Source organism: Micromonospora sp. DT229 (genome assembly GCF_049844505.1).
Taxonomy (GTDB): Bacteria; Actinomycetota; Actinomycetes; order Mycobacteriales; family Micromonosporaceae; genus Micromonospora.
The window spans coordinates 305,412-318,828 of sequence record NZ_JBNCLD010000001.1; the positions used below are offsets into that span (position 1 = coordinate 305,412).

14 protein-coding genes are annotated in these 13,417 nt (G+C 73.0%); 9 read left to right on the top strand and 5 right to left on the bottom strand.

All coding sequences use genetic code 11. The features are described from left to right. Positions 1-74 precede the first annotated feature (74 nt). Entirely contained in the window at positions 75-725 is a 651-nt protein-coding gene (locus ACLQ2T_RS01485; RefSeq protein ID WP_425764168.1) for a DUF1275 family protein, read from the top strand. 66 nt (positions 726-791) lie between these two features. Here ACLQ2T_RS01485 and ACLQ2T_RS01490 read toward each other — a convergent pair whose 3' ends face one another. Beyond that, the gene (locus ACLQ2T_RS01490; RefSeq protein ID WP_327025523.1) at positions 792-1,439 is read right to left on the bottom strand and encodes a hypothetical protein; all 648 of its coding nucleotides are present in this window, start codon (positions 1,437-1,439) and stop codon (positions 792-794) included. Positions 1,440-1,496: 57 nt separating this feature from the next. Beyond that, the gene (locus ACLQ2T_RS01495) at positions 1,497-2,825 is read right to left on the bottom strand and encodes a M20/M25/M40 family metallo-hydrolase (protein ID WP_425764169.1); all 1,329 of its coding nucleotides are present in this window, start codon (positions 2,823-2,825) and stop codon (positions 1,497-1,499) included. Between the two features lie 151 nt (positions 2,826-2,976). Between ACLQ2T_RS01495 and ACLQ2T_RS01500 the strand changes: the two genes are divergently transcribed. The 3 genes from ACLQ2T_RS01500 (at position 2,977) to ACLQ2T_RS01510 (ending at position 4,902) form a co-directional block, all read left to right on the top strand. Continuing rightward, complete coding sequence (locus ACLQ2T_RS01500; protein WP_425764170.1) at positions 2,977-3,576, top strand: hemerythrin domain-containing protein; 600 nt, start codon at positions 2,977-2,979, stop codon at positions 3,574-3,576. Positions 3,577-3,647: 71 nt separating this feature from the next. After that, positions 3,648-4,646 carry a LysR family transcriptional regulator gene (locus tag ACLQ2T_RS01505; RefSeq protein WP_425764171.1) on the top strand — a complete coding sequence of 333 codons (999 nt, stop codon included), beginning with the start codon at positions 3,648-3,650 and terminating at the stop codon, positions 4,644-4,646. A 19-nt stretch (positions 4,647-4,665) separates the two neighbouring features. Continuing rightward, positions 4,666-4,902 carry a hypothetical protein gene (locus tag ACLQ2T_RS01510; protein WP_425764172.1) on the top strand — a complete coding sequence of 79 codons (237 nt, stop codon included), beginning with the start codon at positions 4,666-4,668 and terminating at the stop codon, positions 4,900-4,902. 47 nt (positions 4,903-4,949) lie between these two features. On the opposite strand, the gene ACLQ2T_RS01515 is transcribed toward ACLQ2T_RS01510, so the two are convergent. The 3 genes from ACLQ2T_RS01515 to ACLQ2T_RS01525 are packed head-to-tail and all read right to left on the bottom strand — an operon-like array spanning position 4,950 to position 8,050. Further along, positions 4,950-5,300 (bottom strand): DUF3140 domain-containing protein, encoded by a 351-nt coding sequence (locus tag ACLQ2T_RS01515; protein WP_425764173.1) that lies wholly within the window; start codon positions 5,298-5,300, stop codon positions 4,950-4,952. Further along, a complete protein-coding gene (locus ACLQ2T_RS01520) occupies positions 5,300-5,464 on the bottom strand; it encodes a hypothetical protein (protein ID WP_425764174.1) in 165 nt (54 codons plus the stop codon). Before ACLQ2T_RS01520 ends, ACLQ2T_RS01515 begins: the two co-directional genes overlap by 1 nt. A gap of 30 nt (positions 5,465-5,494) precedes the next feature. After that, entirely contained in the window at positions 5,495-8,050 is a 2,556-nt protein-coding gene (locus ACLQ2T_RS01525; RefSeq protein WP_425764175.1) for an ATP-dependent Clp protease ATP-binding subunit, read from the bottom strand. A 216-nt stretch (positions 8,051-8,266) separates the two neighbouring features. Between ACLQ2T_RS01525 and ACLQ2T_RS01530 the strand changes: the two genes are divergently transcribed. From ACLQ2T_RS01530 to ACLQ2T_RS01550, 5 genes are all read left to right on the top strand, one after another. Further along, positions 8,267-8,644 (top strand): hypothetical protein, encoded by a 378-nt coding sequence (locus tag ACLQ2T_RS01530; RefSeq protein WP_425764176.1) that lies wholly within the window; start codon positions 8,267-8,269, stop codon positions 8,642-8,644. Positions 8,645-8,838: 194 nt separating this feature from the next. Next, entirely contained in the window at positions 8,839-9,099 is a 261-nt protein-coding gene (locus ACLQ2T_RS01535; RefSeq protein ID WP_327025514.1) for a hypothetical protein, read from the top strand. 9 nt (positions 9,100-9,108) lie between these two features. Continuing rightward, positions 9,109-10,089, top strand: a complete 981-nt coding sequence (locus tag ACLQ2T_RS01540) for a hypothetical protein (protein WP_425764177.1) — start codon at positions 9,109-9,111, stop codon at positions 10,087-10,089. Then, a complete protein-coding gene (locus tag ACLQ2T_RS01545) occupies positions 10,082-12,745 on the top strand; it encodes an FtsK/SpoIIIE domain-containing protein (protein WP_425764178.1) in 2,664 nt (887 codons plus the stop codon). The genes ACLQ2T_RS01540 and ACLQ2T_RS01545 overlap by 8 nt, the downstream gene beginning before the upstream one ends. Then, positions 12,742-13,404, top strand: a complete 663-nt coding sequence (locus ACLQ2T_RS01550) for a hypothetical protein (RefSeq protein WP_425764179.1) — start codon at positions 12,742-12,744, stop codon at positions 13,402-13,404. The genes ACLQ2T_RS01545 and ACLQ2T_RS01550 overlap by 4 nt, the downstream gene beginning before the upstream one ends. Positions 13,405-13,417: the final 13 nt, after the last annotated feature.

Sequence of the window (13,417 nt, forward strand, 5' to 3'; positions counted from 1 at the left end):
GACCAGCAGGGCGAGGGTCCCCACAACAGTGGAACACGACCCAACTCGACTTTCGGTATCCATTGTTCGCCCTGATGTTGGGAACCGGCTTGGCGGGAGTCGTCGACGCTTTCTCGTTCCTGCGGTACAAGGTGTTCGTCGGAATCCAGACCGGAAACGTGGCCTTCATCGGTATGGGCCTGGCCGGACATCTCCCGGCGTGGCCGTCCGCCCTGGCGTCGATCATCGCGTTCGGTCTGGGTGGTCTGCTCGGCGCCGGGCTGCGCCGCTTCCCCACGGTGGGCCCGTTGCGGCCACCGGGCTGGGAACTACTCGCGATGCTGGCCCTGCTGGTGCTGTGGGGGCTGGTGGATCAGTCCCGCGACTCGGGTCGGGACTCGTTGACCGAGCGCACCGTGCTGACCGCCCTGTGCGCCTTCCCGGTCGGCATCCTCGGCGGGCTGGTCACCCGTACCTTCGGGGTGCAGACCGCGACCTCCTTCCAGACCGGCACGGTGCTGCGGACCACCCGAGGGCTGGCCGACTGGATCTTCGAGCGCGGCGACACCAGCAGCGCCCGACGGATCGCCGGGCTGGGACTGCTCTGCCTGGCCAGCTACGCCATCGGCGGGTACGTCGGGGCGGCCAGCGAACAACGGCCGATGGTCACCTACGCGATCACCTGGGCGGTGATCGTGGTGATGCTGCTGCTGGCCCTGTTGAAGCGACCCCAGCACACCCCGTGACCCGGGTCGGCCCGGTCGCCGGGCCGCCACCGTCCGGCGACGGCAGCAGCCCGGCGGTGACGGACGTCAGTGCGCGTGCTCGGCCTCGTCGTCGAGGAAGGGGTGCTCGTCGAGCCGCCCGACCAGCCGGTCACCGGTGGCCGGCTGGAAGGGGCCGACCGCATCGTCGTCGTCGAAGGACTCCAGGTCGACCGGGGTGCCGACCTCGCTGACCATGACGACCCCGTCGAGCGGCTCCAACTCGGGCACGTCCAGCGCGGACAGTGAACCGTCGCCGCTCTGCAGCAGCTCCAGCACCGCCTCGCCGACTCCCTCCACCGGGGGCACCTCCTCCTCGGCCGGGATGCCCTCCCGCCGGGCCGCCTCGGCGATCCGGATCAGCGCGGAGACGCTCGGCACCCGGTAGTCGCGCCGCTGGCGTACCGAGATCACCTGGGGGTGCGGGTCGGTCGCCTCCACCCCGTCGGCCGCGCCGAGGCGCTGGTCGACCTCGTCGGGGTCGATCGACTCGACATCCCACGGGGTGACCTCACCGAAGGCGTCCATGAGCTGCTCGTCGTAGGCGAAGGACGCGTTGTTCAGTGCGACGTACGCCCGCCAGACGTCGTCGTCGTCGATCCGGCCCTGCGCGGCGCGGACGGCGGCCAGGTGGTGGCGGGCCGCTTCGATCACGCGCTCGAGAGCGGCATCCAGCTCACCGTGCTGGTCGGTCATAGGAGGCGTCCCTTTCAGGAAGTTTCGTCAGCTGCCGGGCCCGAACCGGGCACGGCATCAGCAGGTACGCAGGAACCGGTCGAGAACCCGCACGCCGAACTGTAGTCCGTCCACCGGAACCCGCTCGTCGATGCCATGGAACAACGCCGAGAAGTTCAGATCGGCCGGCAGCCGCAGCGGTGCGAAACCGAAGCAGCGGATGCCCAGGTGGGAGAACGCCTTGGCGTCGGTGCCGCCGGAGAGCATGTACGGCACCGGGTGGGCCCCCGCGTCCTCGGCCCGCAGCGCGGCGGACATGGCCTCGACCAGGTCACCGTCGAAGGTGGTCTCCAGGGCGGGCTGCCGCTGGATGTACTCGATCGCGATGTCCGGGCCGATCAGCTCCCGCAGCTGCTGCTCCAGCAGCTCGGACTGGCCGGGCAGGCTGCGGCAGTCGATGGTGGCGCTGGCGCTGCCGGGGATGACGTTCTCCTTGTAGCCGGCGGCCAACCGGGTGGGGTTGGCCGTGTTGCGGATGGTGGCCCCGATGATGTTGGCGATCGGGCCCAGCTTGGCGATCGCCGTCTCCGGGTCCTCCGGGTCCAGCTCGATGTCGAGCAGCTCGGAGACCTCCTCCAGGAAGGCCCGGACGGTGTCGGTGACGACCACCGGGAAGCGGTGCCGCCCGATCCGGGCCACCGCCTCGGCCAGCGCGGTCACCGCGTTGTCGTCGTGCACCATCGAGCCGTGCCCGGGTCGGCCCTTGGCGTGCAGGCGCAGCCAGTCGATGCCCTTCTCCGCGGTCTCGATCAGGTAGAGCCGCCGGGACTCGTCCACGGTGTACGAGAATCCGCCGACCTCGCCGACGGCCTCGGTGCAGCCGTCGAACAGCTCCCGGTGCCGGGTGGTCAGGAAGTGCGCGCCGTAGTCGCTGCCCGCCTCCTCGTCGGCGGTGTACGCCAGCACGATGTCGCGCGGCGGACGGACCCCGGTGCGCTGCCAGTGGCGCACCACCGCCAGGACCATCGCGTCGAAGTCCTTCATGTCGATGGCCCCCCGACCCCACAGGTAGCCGTCGCGCAGCTCACCGGAGAAGGGGTGCACCGACCACTCGTGCGGGTCGGCCGGTACGACGTCCAGGTGGCCGTGCACCAGCAGGGCTCCCCGGCTCGGGTCGGTGCCGGGGATCCGGGCGATCACGTTGGCCCGGCCCGGGGCGGACTCGTGCAGCACCGGGTCGATGCCGACCTCGGCCAGCTTCTCGGCGACGTACTCGGCGGCGAGGCGCTCCCCGACGCTGGTGGCGTTGTCGCCCGTGTTCGTGGTGTCGATGCGCAGCAGATCCCGGCAGAGGTCGACGACCTCGTCGGTCGGCGCGGGAAGGGCGGGGCGGGCGTCACTCGTCATCGCCTCTTCATACCAGCCCGCAGGTCAGGCGCGGGCGGCACCGGTCCAGCCGACGCCGTGGTGAGACGGTTTCGACGACGACCGGTGCGGGTACTGCCCCGCGCCGAGGTTGCCATATCATCGGCCCTCCACCGCCCGCCGAGGAGGGACCGTGTCCGTCCACCTGCCGCCGCTACCGCCCACCCCCGGCGACGGCTACCAGCCCCCGGGGCGCAGCATCGCCGCCACCATCGCCGAGGAGCACCGGCAGTTGCTGGCGCTGTCCCGGCGGCTGGTCGAGCCGGGCCCGGATCCCGCGCACGGGCGGGAGATCCTGGTCGCCGCCCTGTCCCGGCACCTGTCGGCGGAGGAGCAGTACCTGCTGCCCGCCGTCCGCCACGCCATCGAGGACGCCGACGAGCCGGTAGCCGAGGTGTTGGCCGGCAACGCCGCGCTGCTCATGGCGTTGCGCGGGCTGACCGAGGACCGGCTGGCGATGGTCGCCCAACTGGTCGAGACGCACGTGTCGGCGGTCGACGCGCTGGTGCAGCGGCTGTGTCAGGCCGCCACCGAGGAGGAACTGGTCCGGCTCGGCAACCGGCTGGAGATCGCCGAGGAGGCCGCGCCGACCCGCCCGCACCCGAGGGCGCCGCACACCCCGCCGTGGAACCGGATCGTCGAGCCGGCGGTGGCCCTGGTCGACAAGTTCCGGGACGCGGTGACCGGCCGACACACACAGCTCAGCGAGTTGGAGGAGCGGCCCGGGCGCTGAGTGAGCATGTTCATGGCCGTTGATACCTCCAGGCACTACCGCCAACTGCTCCGTGGCCCTACCGTCACGCTATGAACCTGGAGTTGCGCCACCTGCGGGTGGTCTGCGCCATCGCGGAGACCGGGAGCGTGACCAAGGCGGCCTCGACGCTGGGCTTGGCTCAGCCGGCACTCACCGCCCAGCTCCAGCGCATCGAGCGGACCTTGGGCGGGCCGCTGTTCGAACGGGATCGTCGGGGGGCACGGCCCACCGCCCTCGGCGAGTTGGTGTTGGCCCGGGCCCGGGTGCTGCTCCCGGCGATGAAGGGTCTTCAGGACGAGGCGGCCCGGTTGGCCGGCGCGGGGGACGCCCCACGCCGTTACCGGTTCGGCGGGGTGAACAGCCCGATCCTGGGTCGGCTGGTGCACCGGCTCGCCGCCGAGCAGCCGCAGGCCCAGATCACCACGTACGCCTCCTGGTCGGTCGACGAGTTGGCCCAGCTGGTCGCCGGTGGGCGGTTGGACTTCGCCCTGACCGGGGTGTGCGGCGACTCCACCCCCTCGGCGGACTACGGGCTGAGCTGGCGGGAGGTGGCGGTCGACCCGATCATGGTGCTGCTGCCGGAGACCCATCCGCTGGCCCGGCGCGACGAGGTGGCGCTGGCCGACCTGTGCCACGAGCAGTGGGTGGCCGCCCCGGGGGACGGCTGTTTCGGCGACTGCTTCGCCGCCGCCTGCGCGCGGGCGGGCTTCACCCCCCGCAAGGTGTACGAGACCGACGTCCGCGGCTGCATTGATCTGGTGGACGCCGGTGAGGCGGTGGCCCTGTGCCAGGCCACCTTCCGGCCGGTGGCCGGGCTGGTGACCCGGCGGTTGGCCGGTAGCCCCCTGCGGTGGCGGCTGATGCTGGGCTGGCATCCGGAGTCGCCGGCCGCCCGGATGGCCGATCTGGTGTTGGAGACGGCGCTGACCTCGTACACCGACTCCCTGGCCCCACACCCGGCGTACCTGGCCTGGTTGTTGCGCAACCCGACGTTCGGGTTGCGGGCGACGGCGCCGGTGGTGGTGGATCCCGGGGTGCGAACGGCCTGAGGGCGGGTAAAGGGCGGCCATGACCGACCTCTACCCCGCCGCCGACGACCGCGAGGTCCTGCGCGAGGCGGCCGCGCGGCACACCGCCGCCGTCCGGGACGTGGAAGCCTTCCTCCGCCGGCTGCCGGAGCTTCCGGACCCGGCCGACCTGACCGAGTACGCCGACCTGCTCACCCGGGAGGAGCAGACCCGGGCCGATCGGCTGGCCGCCGCGGAGGCGGCCGGTCTGACCATCGCCAGTCTGGGCACGGAGTAGCGCCAGCGCCGCCGTCGGGACCCCGACGGCGGCGCTGGCGCGTAGCCCTACCGCTCGACCAGGACGTCGTGTCCGAGGTCGAGCAGGGAGTGCCGCCACTGGTCGTCGGCGTTGCCCCGGCTGGGCCGGGCCGCGGTCAGTTCCCGGATGCGCTCCACGGCCTCCCGCATCACCTCGATGTCCTCCGGGGTCAGGTCGACCTTGCGCTTGCGCAGCACGGCGAGGATTTGCCGCCCCGGTTCGGGCAGGTCCAGATCCGGGCCGGGGCCGAACGCCTCCTCACCGGAACCACGGGTCAGCAGCCACTGCCGTAGCTGTTCGGACGGCACGTTGACCTCGGCGTGGAAGTCGTCCCAGAGCACTTCCACCTCGGGTTCGAGTCGCTGTTCGCGTACCATCAGCCCTCCTCTGCCGGCGGCGACCCGGATGATTCCGGGTCGCCCTCGTCGATCGGCCCACCCGGTCCCTCCGCCGGCACCTGCACCCGGGCGGGGTTGGCCGTCGGCGGGGCGACGATCGGGTCGGCGCGGTCCTCGTCGCGGTTCTCCTCCGGTTCGGTCATCTGTACCCTCCCGGTCCGGGGACATTCCGATCAGCGGGGATGGGTGGTGGAGGCGGCCGTGTAGCCGCGCTCCCCGGCCGCCACCTCGAAGTCGAGGTGGCCGTCGCGGACGTCCACGATCACCCGCTGCCCCGGGGACACCTGCTGTTCCAGCAGCATCCGGGACAGTTGGTTGTCCACCTCCCGCTGGATGATCCGGCGCAGCGGTCGGGCCCCGAACTCCGGCTGGTAGCCGTGCTCGGCGAGCCAGTCGACCCCGGCGGTGGTGAAGTCCACCTCGATGTCCTGGGCGTGCAGCCGACGGCGGGTCTCCTCCAGCATCAGGCCGGTGATCTGCCGCAACTGCTCGGCCTCCAACCGGCGGAAGATGATCACCTCGTCGATGCGGTTGAGGAACTCCGGGCGGAAGTTCTCCTGCAGGCGGCGCATCAGCCGCTCCCGCAGTTCGTCGTTCTCCTGCCTCTCGCCCGGGCCACCGGCACCGAAGCCGACCGCCCGCTGAGTGCCGGTGATCAACTCGGAGCCGAGATTGCTGGTCATGATCAGGACGGTGTTCTTGAAGTTGACCGTCCGGCCCTGGCTGTCGGTCAGCCGACCGTCGTCGAGTACCTGCAACAGGATGTTGAAGACGTCCGGGTGCGCCTTCTCGATCTCGTCGAGCAGCACGACCGCGTACGGTCGGCGGCGTACCGCCTCGGTGAGCTGGCCCGCCTCCTCGTACCCGACGTAGCCGGGTGGGGCGCCGACCAGCCGACTGACCGTGTGCCGTTCCTGGAACTCGCTCATGTCCACCCGGACCATCCGGTCCGCCTCGCCGAACAACGCCTCCGCCAACGCCCGGGCCAGCTCGGTCTTGCCCACCCCGGTGGGGCCCAGGAACAGGAAGCTGCCCATCGGACGGTTCGGGTCGGCCAACCCGGTACGCGACCTGCGTACCGCCTCGGCCACCGCGTTGACCGCGTCGTCCTGGCCGACGACCCGCTCGTGCAGGTGCCCCTCCAGGCGCAGCAGCCGGTCGCGTTCCTCCTCGGTGAGCTGGCTGACCGGGATGCCGGTGGCCCGGGAGACCACCTCGGCGATCTCCTCCGACCCCACCTCGGGCACCTGGTTGGCGCCGCCGTCCTCGCCGCGGGCCCGGCCTACCTGCTCCTCCAGTTCGGCGACCCGGTCACGCAGGGCGGAGGCGCGTTCGTACTGCTCGTCGGCGACCGCCTGCTCCTTGTCCCGGCGTACCTCTTCGAGTTGCTGCTCCAGGTCACGCACGTCGGCGGCCGGGGTCCGGGTACGCAGCCGGACCCGGGCGCCGGCCTGGTCGATCAGGTCGATGGCCTTGTCCGGCAGGTAGCGGTCGGTGATGTAGCGGTCGGACAGTTCGGCGGCGGCGGCCAGGGCCTCGTCGGTGAACCGCACCTGATGGTGTGCCTCGTAGCGGTCCCGCAGGCCGCGCAGGATGGCCACGGTGTCCTCGACGCTGGGCTCGGGCACGAACACCGGCTGGAACCGGCGGGCCAGGGCGGCGTCCTTCTCGATGGTGCGCCGGTGCTCGTCCAGGGTGGTGGCGCCGATCACCCGCAGCTCGCCGCGGGCCAGGGCCGGTTTGAGCATGTTCGAGGCGTCCATGCCGCCCTCGCTGCCGGCACCGCCCGCACCGACCAGGGTGTGGATCTCGTCCAGGAAGATGATCAGCTCATCCCGGTGGGCCCGGATCTCGTCGATCACCTTCTTCAGCCGTTCCTCGAAGTCGCCCCGGTAGCGGGTACCGGCCACCAGACCGGCCAGGTCCAGTTGGATCACCCGCTTGCCGAGCAGGGTCTGCGGCACGTCACCGTCGCAGATCCGCTCGGCCAGGCCCTCCACGATCGCGGTCTTGCCGACCCCGGCCTCGCCGATGAGCACGGGGTTGTTCTTGGTCCGCCGGGACAGGATCTCCACCGCCTGCTCGATCTCGGCGGTACGTCCGATGACCGGGTCGATCTGGTCGTTGCGCGCCAGCTCGGTGAGATCCTGGCCGTACTGGTCCAGGGTGGGGGTGCCGCGATCCGGGCGGGGACTGGTCATCGGCCCCCGCTCGGCGTTGGCGGCCTGCAACGACTCCGGCTGGATCCGCCCGGCGGCGAGCATCCGACCGGCCGGCGACTCCGGGTTCAGCGGCAAGGCCATCAGGATGTGCTCGGGACCGATGTAGTTGGCGCCCATCGCCCGGGACAGCTGATGGGCGTCCAGCAGGGCCCGCTTGGCCGCCGGGGTCAACGACAGGTTCGGTGGCAGTTCACCCCGCGGGGCACTGTCGCCCCGCCCACCCAACGCGTTGATCAGGGTGTCCGGATCGGCCCCGGCGCGACGCACCAGATCCTGGAGGGGTTCCCGTTGCAGGGCGGCCCACAGCAGGTGGTCGGTGTCCAGGTCGCTGCTCTTCCGCTGCGCCGCCCGCCGGGCGGCGTCGGCGAGCATCTCCCGAGCGTCCGCGGTCATCAGTCGGGTGATGTCGACCCGGTGGGCGGACCGACGCCCACCCTCACCCCGACCGAAGTACCGGGCCAGGAACTCGTCCCACGGGTCCGAACCGAAGTCGCCGGGTCCAATCATGTCTTCCTCCGCGGTCGGGCGCGAGACGGGTCGGCACGGGCTACCCGGCCCCCGGCCGGACAAACGCCACGCTGACGGCGTGATCGACTCGGTTTCGGCGCGGTGGCGGTGTCCGCCGCAGCAGGATGCCGCCGTTTCACCGAAACGGCGGGCGCGGGGACGGCCGCCCGGCGCGGCGGTCACGACGCGCCCCCGGCCGGGTGGCATGGTGGGCCGATGAACGCGACTCCGCTGCTCATCGTGGACGCCGCCAACGTGGTCGGATCCCGGCCGGACGGCTGGTGGCGGGACCGGGCCGGGGCGACCGCCCGACTGCGGGACACCCTGGTGCCGCTGAGTGGGCAGGGGGTGCCGCCGGATCTGCCCCCGCCGGTGGAGGTGGTGCTGGTGGTGGAGGGTGCGGCCCGGAAGGTACCCGGGGTCGAGGGGGTGCGGGTGGTCTCCGCCGCCGGTTCCGGGGACGACGCCGTGGTCGAGCTGGTCGCCGATGCGAGCGACCGGCGACGCCTGGTGGTCACCGCCGACCGGGCGTTGCGGGACCGGGTCACCGTGCTCGGCGCCGAGGTGTACGGCCCCCGGTGGCTGCGCCCCTGATCCGGCCCGCACGCCGCTGCGACCAGGTTTTGATCACGGTTGGTGATCTCGCGACCCCGGGTCTCACGAATCGGACTCACGTCCCCTGCGGTCGACAACCGGTCAGCGGGGCGGCAACACTGACAGGGCGGATGTCCGTTCCGCAACCGGCATAGGCTCTAATGGAGTCCTCCCCGCCCCCAGGAGGTTCCCGCGTGGCGAGCGTCGCCGAGCTCAAGGCAGCCATCGAGATAGCGCTCCAACAGATCGGTGACGGCCAGAGCGCCGTCCAGGCCGCCGGCGAGAAACTGGCCGAGGCGCAGCAGACCCTCGCCGGTGCCCTGGAGGGCAGCGGACACACCACCGTCGAGGCGGCGCAGGCGTCGCTGACCCAGGCCAGTCAGGAGCTTGAGGAGTGCCTCGCCGCGACGCTCGTCGCGGTCGAGCAGGCCCAGCAGTACGTCGCGACACTCTAGGGGCCGGGCGTGTCCATCGTCGAGGATGTCGGCGCACAGGTCCGGGCCGCCGCCGAGGAACTGCCGTTGGGTCTGCTCGCGCAGGCCCTGGAGAAGTTCGGGCTGGCCACCGAGCGGTTGCGCTGGGTACGGCAGGAGTCGGCCAGCCCGATGGGGGTGCCGGAGTTGTCCGCCGCCGTCGAGCACGCCGAGACCGCCGGATATGCGCTGCGGGTGGCCCAGGAGCAGTTGACCGAGTACCTGGCCGCGATCGGGCTGGCCCCCGACGGCGCCGCACCACCGCCGGTCGCACCCCAGCGTCGGCCCGCCCACGACGCTCCCCCGGCCACCGAACCGGTGGCCGAGGACGCCCCGGAGGCGGCCGGTGAGGTGCGGCTGCGCCGCTGGTGGGCGGTGCGGGTGGCGGAATTGACCGGCGGGGGCGAGGGGTCGGCCGAGCAGCCCGACGAGCGGATCACCGACTCCCGGGAGCTGCTGCGCCGGGTGGTCCACGGCGTACGCGCCGGTGACCGGGACCGACTGCACCGGGAACTGCGCGGGGCCCACGCCGACGTCGGCCTGGGGCTGGCCGCGGTGGCACCCCCACTGCTGCGCGACCTGGCCGGACAACTGCTCGGCCACCCGCCCCGGGGCGACGATCTGTCCCGGCTGCACCGCGAGTTGGACGGCCGGGTGCGGGACCTGCTGCCCGGTCTACCCGCCCCGGTGCTGGACACCATGCTGACCCGGGTCTGCCGGATGCCACCGCCGCGGCGCGGCGAGGGTGAGCAGCCACACGCGGCCGATCCGGCGGTCACCGCCGGCGTACTCACCGGGGTCCTGCTCGACCGGCTCGGCCGCGACCTGCCGGAGAGTACCGGCACCCCGGGTGAGGCGACCGGAGCCGCCGAGGCCCGCCCGCCCCGGCGCGAGCCGCCGCCCGGCCCGCCGAGACGGCCCACCGCCGAGCAGGGGACGAGCGGCCGGCCCGGGAACGGGATCGATGGCTGATCGGCGCAACCAGCTGGTCGTCCGGGTCCGGGAGATGCTCGCCGACGCCCTCGGCTCCGCCCGGAACAGGTCGGACGCCGCACAGACCGCCCTGGCCACCGCCCGGGACCGGGCGGTACGGGTGCGGCGGGCCGCGCTCGGCGTACCCGAGCGGGTGGGGGCCGAACGCGACAGGCGCCTCGCCGAGATCGACGCCCAGCACACCGCGCGGCTGGCGGCCCTGGCCCGGCAGGCGGCGGAGGCCGCGGCCCGGGAGGCGCCCGGGGCGGGTTCGATGCCGTGGGAACGATGGCAGCCCACCCCGGCCGATCGGGCCGAACCACCGGGCGGAACCCGCATCGGTACGGTGCAGCTACCGGATGTCGAGCCGGTGCCGGCGCTGGTGGCCCTGCTCGACGCCGGCCATGTGGCACTCGACGGAGACCCCGAGGGCTGCGCCGCCGTGGTGTCCGCCCTGCTGCTGCGCAGCCTGGGCCGGGCAGTGCCGGGGGGTGTGCGGGTGGTCGGCTACGACCCCGATCACCTGGGCGGCGGACTGGCCGGCTTCGCCCCCCTGGGCACCGCCGGGCTGCTCACCTTCGTCGGGCCGGGTGGGCTGGGTCGGCTGCTGGACGACCTCGTGGAGCAGATCCGCCGGATCAACGAGACCGTGCTCGCCGGTGAACACGCCACCCTGCGCGAGTTGGCCGCCGCCGCCGGTCGCCGACCCGAGCCGTGGCGGGTGGCGGTGCTGCTCGGCGGGGAGGAGTTGTCCCGCCACGAACGCGGCCAACTCGACCGGGTGGTCCGGGCCGGCGCGGCCTGCGGGGTGCACCTGATCGTGCAGGGTGTGCCGCTGCCGGCGGATCCGACCGTCACCCGGGTACGGGTCACCGGTGCCCAGGCCCGGGTCGACACCCTGCCGGTGCACCTGGACCCGTCCCCGCCGGCCGCCCTGGTCACCGAGACCTGCCGCCAGATCGCCTCGGTGGTGAGCGCCGGTCCCGCCCCCACCCCCTTCACCGATCTGCTGCCCGCCCCGGAGCAGATGTGGCGGGAGGACTCGGCGACCGGGCTGACCGCCCCGATCGGCGAGGGGCCGCACGGCCGCCCGGTGCTGGTGAGCCTCGGCGACTATCCGCCGCACGCGCTGATCGGCGGGCCCTCCGGCACCGGCAAGACCAACCTGATCTTCGCCTGGATCGGGGCCCTGGCCGCCCGCTACTCCCCCGCCGAGCTTGAGTTCTACCTGCTCGACTTCAAGGAGGGGGTGTCCTTCGCCCGATTCGCCCAAGGGCGACGGGACCCCAGCTGGCTGCCGCACATGCGGCTGGTCGGCATCAATGTCAACACCGACCGGGAGTTCGGCCTGGCGCTGCTGCGCTTCCTCGCCGAGGAGCTGCGCCGCCGGGCCGACGCGGCGAAGAAGCACGAGGTCACCAAGCTGGCCGAGCTGCGGGCGGTGGACCCCACCGGACACTGGCCCCGGATCGTGGCCGTGGTGGACGAGTTCCAGATGCTGCTGGCCGGACGCGACGCGGTGGCCCGGGAGGCGGCCGACCTGCTGGAGGACCTGGCCCGGCGGGGCCGCTCCCAGGGCATCCACCTGGTGCTGGCCTCCCAGGACGTACGCGGCATCGAGGCGTTGTGGGGGCGCCCGGCGCTGGTGGCCCAGTTCACCCTGCGGATCGCCCTGCCCAAGGCCCTGCGGATCCTGGCCGAACGCAACGACGCCGCCCAGTCGCTACCGAAGTTCCACGCGGTGGTCAACGCCGAGTCGGGCCTGCCCGAAGGCAACGAGGTGGCCCGGATCCCGTCGGCCAGTGACTGGGAGACCTGGAGCGAGCTTCAGCACCGGCTGTGGCGGATGCGTCCGGCCGAGGCGGCACCGGCGCGGCTGTTCGACGGCGACGCGATCCCCCGGTTGGCCGACGCGCCGGACTTCCGGGCGTTGACCGCCCCGGAGATCGGCACCCCCCGCGGCCCGGTGGCCCTGCTCGGCGAGATCATCGACGTACAGGCCCGGTCGGCCGCGCTGCGGCTGCCGCGTGCGCCGGGGCGGAACCTGGCGGTGCTCGGCACCCGGGTCGACGAGGCCTGCGCGGTGCTGGACGCCGCCGCCCGGTCCCTGGCCCGCCAGCACCGTCCGGGTACGGCCAGATTCTCCATCGCCTGCCTGGACCCGGACGCCGACCCGGCGGCGCGTGCCCTGTACGAGGAACTGGCCGACGACGCCGCCTGGTACGACGAGGAGAGCGTGGCCGAGCTGCTGGCCGAGACCGCCGAGGGTCTGGGTGCCCCCGGGGCCAGCCAGGCACCCCACTATCTGCTGCTGTTCGCCGTCGACGCGGCGGCCGGGGCCCTGGCCACCCGGATCGGCAAGGCCACCGGGGGCGCCCACCTGCGCCGGATCCTGCACGACGGCCCGGAACGTCGCACCCATGTGCTGGCCTGGTGGCGGGGGATCGCCCGGATGCGCGCCGACCTGGGCGGACCGAGCGCCCGTACCGACCAGATCGGGGCCTGGGTAGCGCTGGACACCCACGGCGGGGAGCTGGGTTCGCTCTACCCCGGCACGGGCCCGGACTGGTATCCCCGGCCGTGGCGGGGCTTGTTCTTCGACCGGGCGGTACACCGCACCGGGCAGACCATCATCCCCTACGGACCGGCCCGATGAACGAACCGGTGACCAGCCAGACGTACGCGGCGGCGCTGCGCCGCCTGGCCGAACTGACCGCCCGGGTGCGGGAGCAACAGGCCGAGGCGCACACCTGGTACGAGCAGCAGTGCGCGGCGGCCGACCGGGCGGTGGCCGAGTCCGCCGAGGAGGTCAACCGGGCCGAGCGGGAACTGGTGGCCGCCCGGGAGACCCAGGAGCGGGTCGACGCCGAGGTCGCCGTGCTGTGGCAGGAGCTCAATGCCCGGCTGGGCGGCGGCGGACGCCGCGCGGGCGCGCCACCGACACCGAGAGCCGATGCCACCGGCGATCCCCTGCCGCTGTTGGAGGGGGTACGCGACCTGCTGCGGCGTACCCGGCAGCGGGCCGAACTGTCGGGCAAGGTCAACCCGCTGATGCTGCTGTGCGGCCTGGGCGGTGCCGTGCTGGCGTACGCCCTGGGGGTCGGGGCCCGGGCCCTGGGTGCCCGCAGCGAAGGTGAACTCGCCGTCGGACTGCCCGTGCTGGCTCTGGTGATCACCCTCCTCGGCCCGGTGCTGGGCCTGCTCCCGGCCCGCCTGATCGCCGACCGCCAACACGCCGTCCTGACCCCCCGCCCCGTCCTGCTGGTGGTGACCGCCGGCCTGACCACCACCCTCCTCCTCCTAACCACCCTCTAACCCCCCTCCCCCG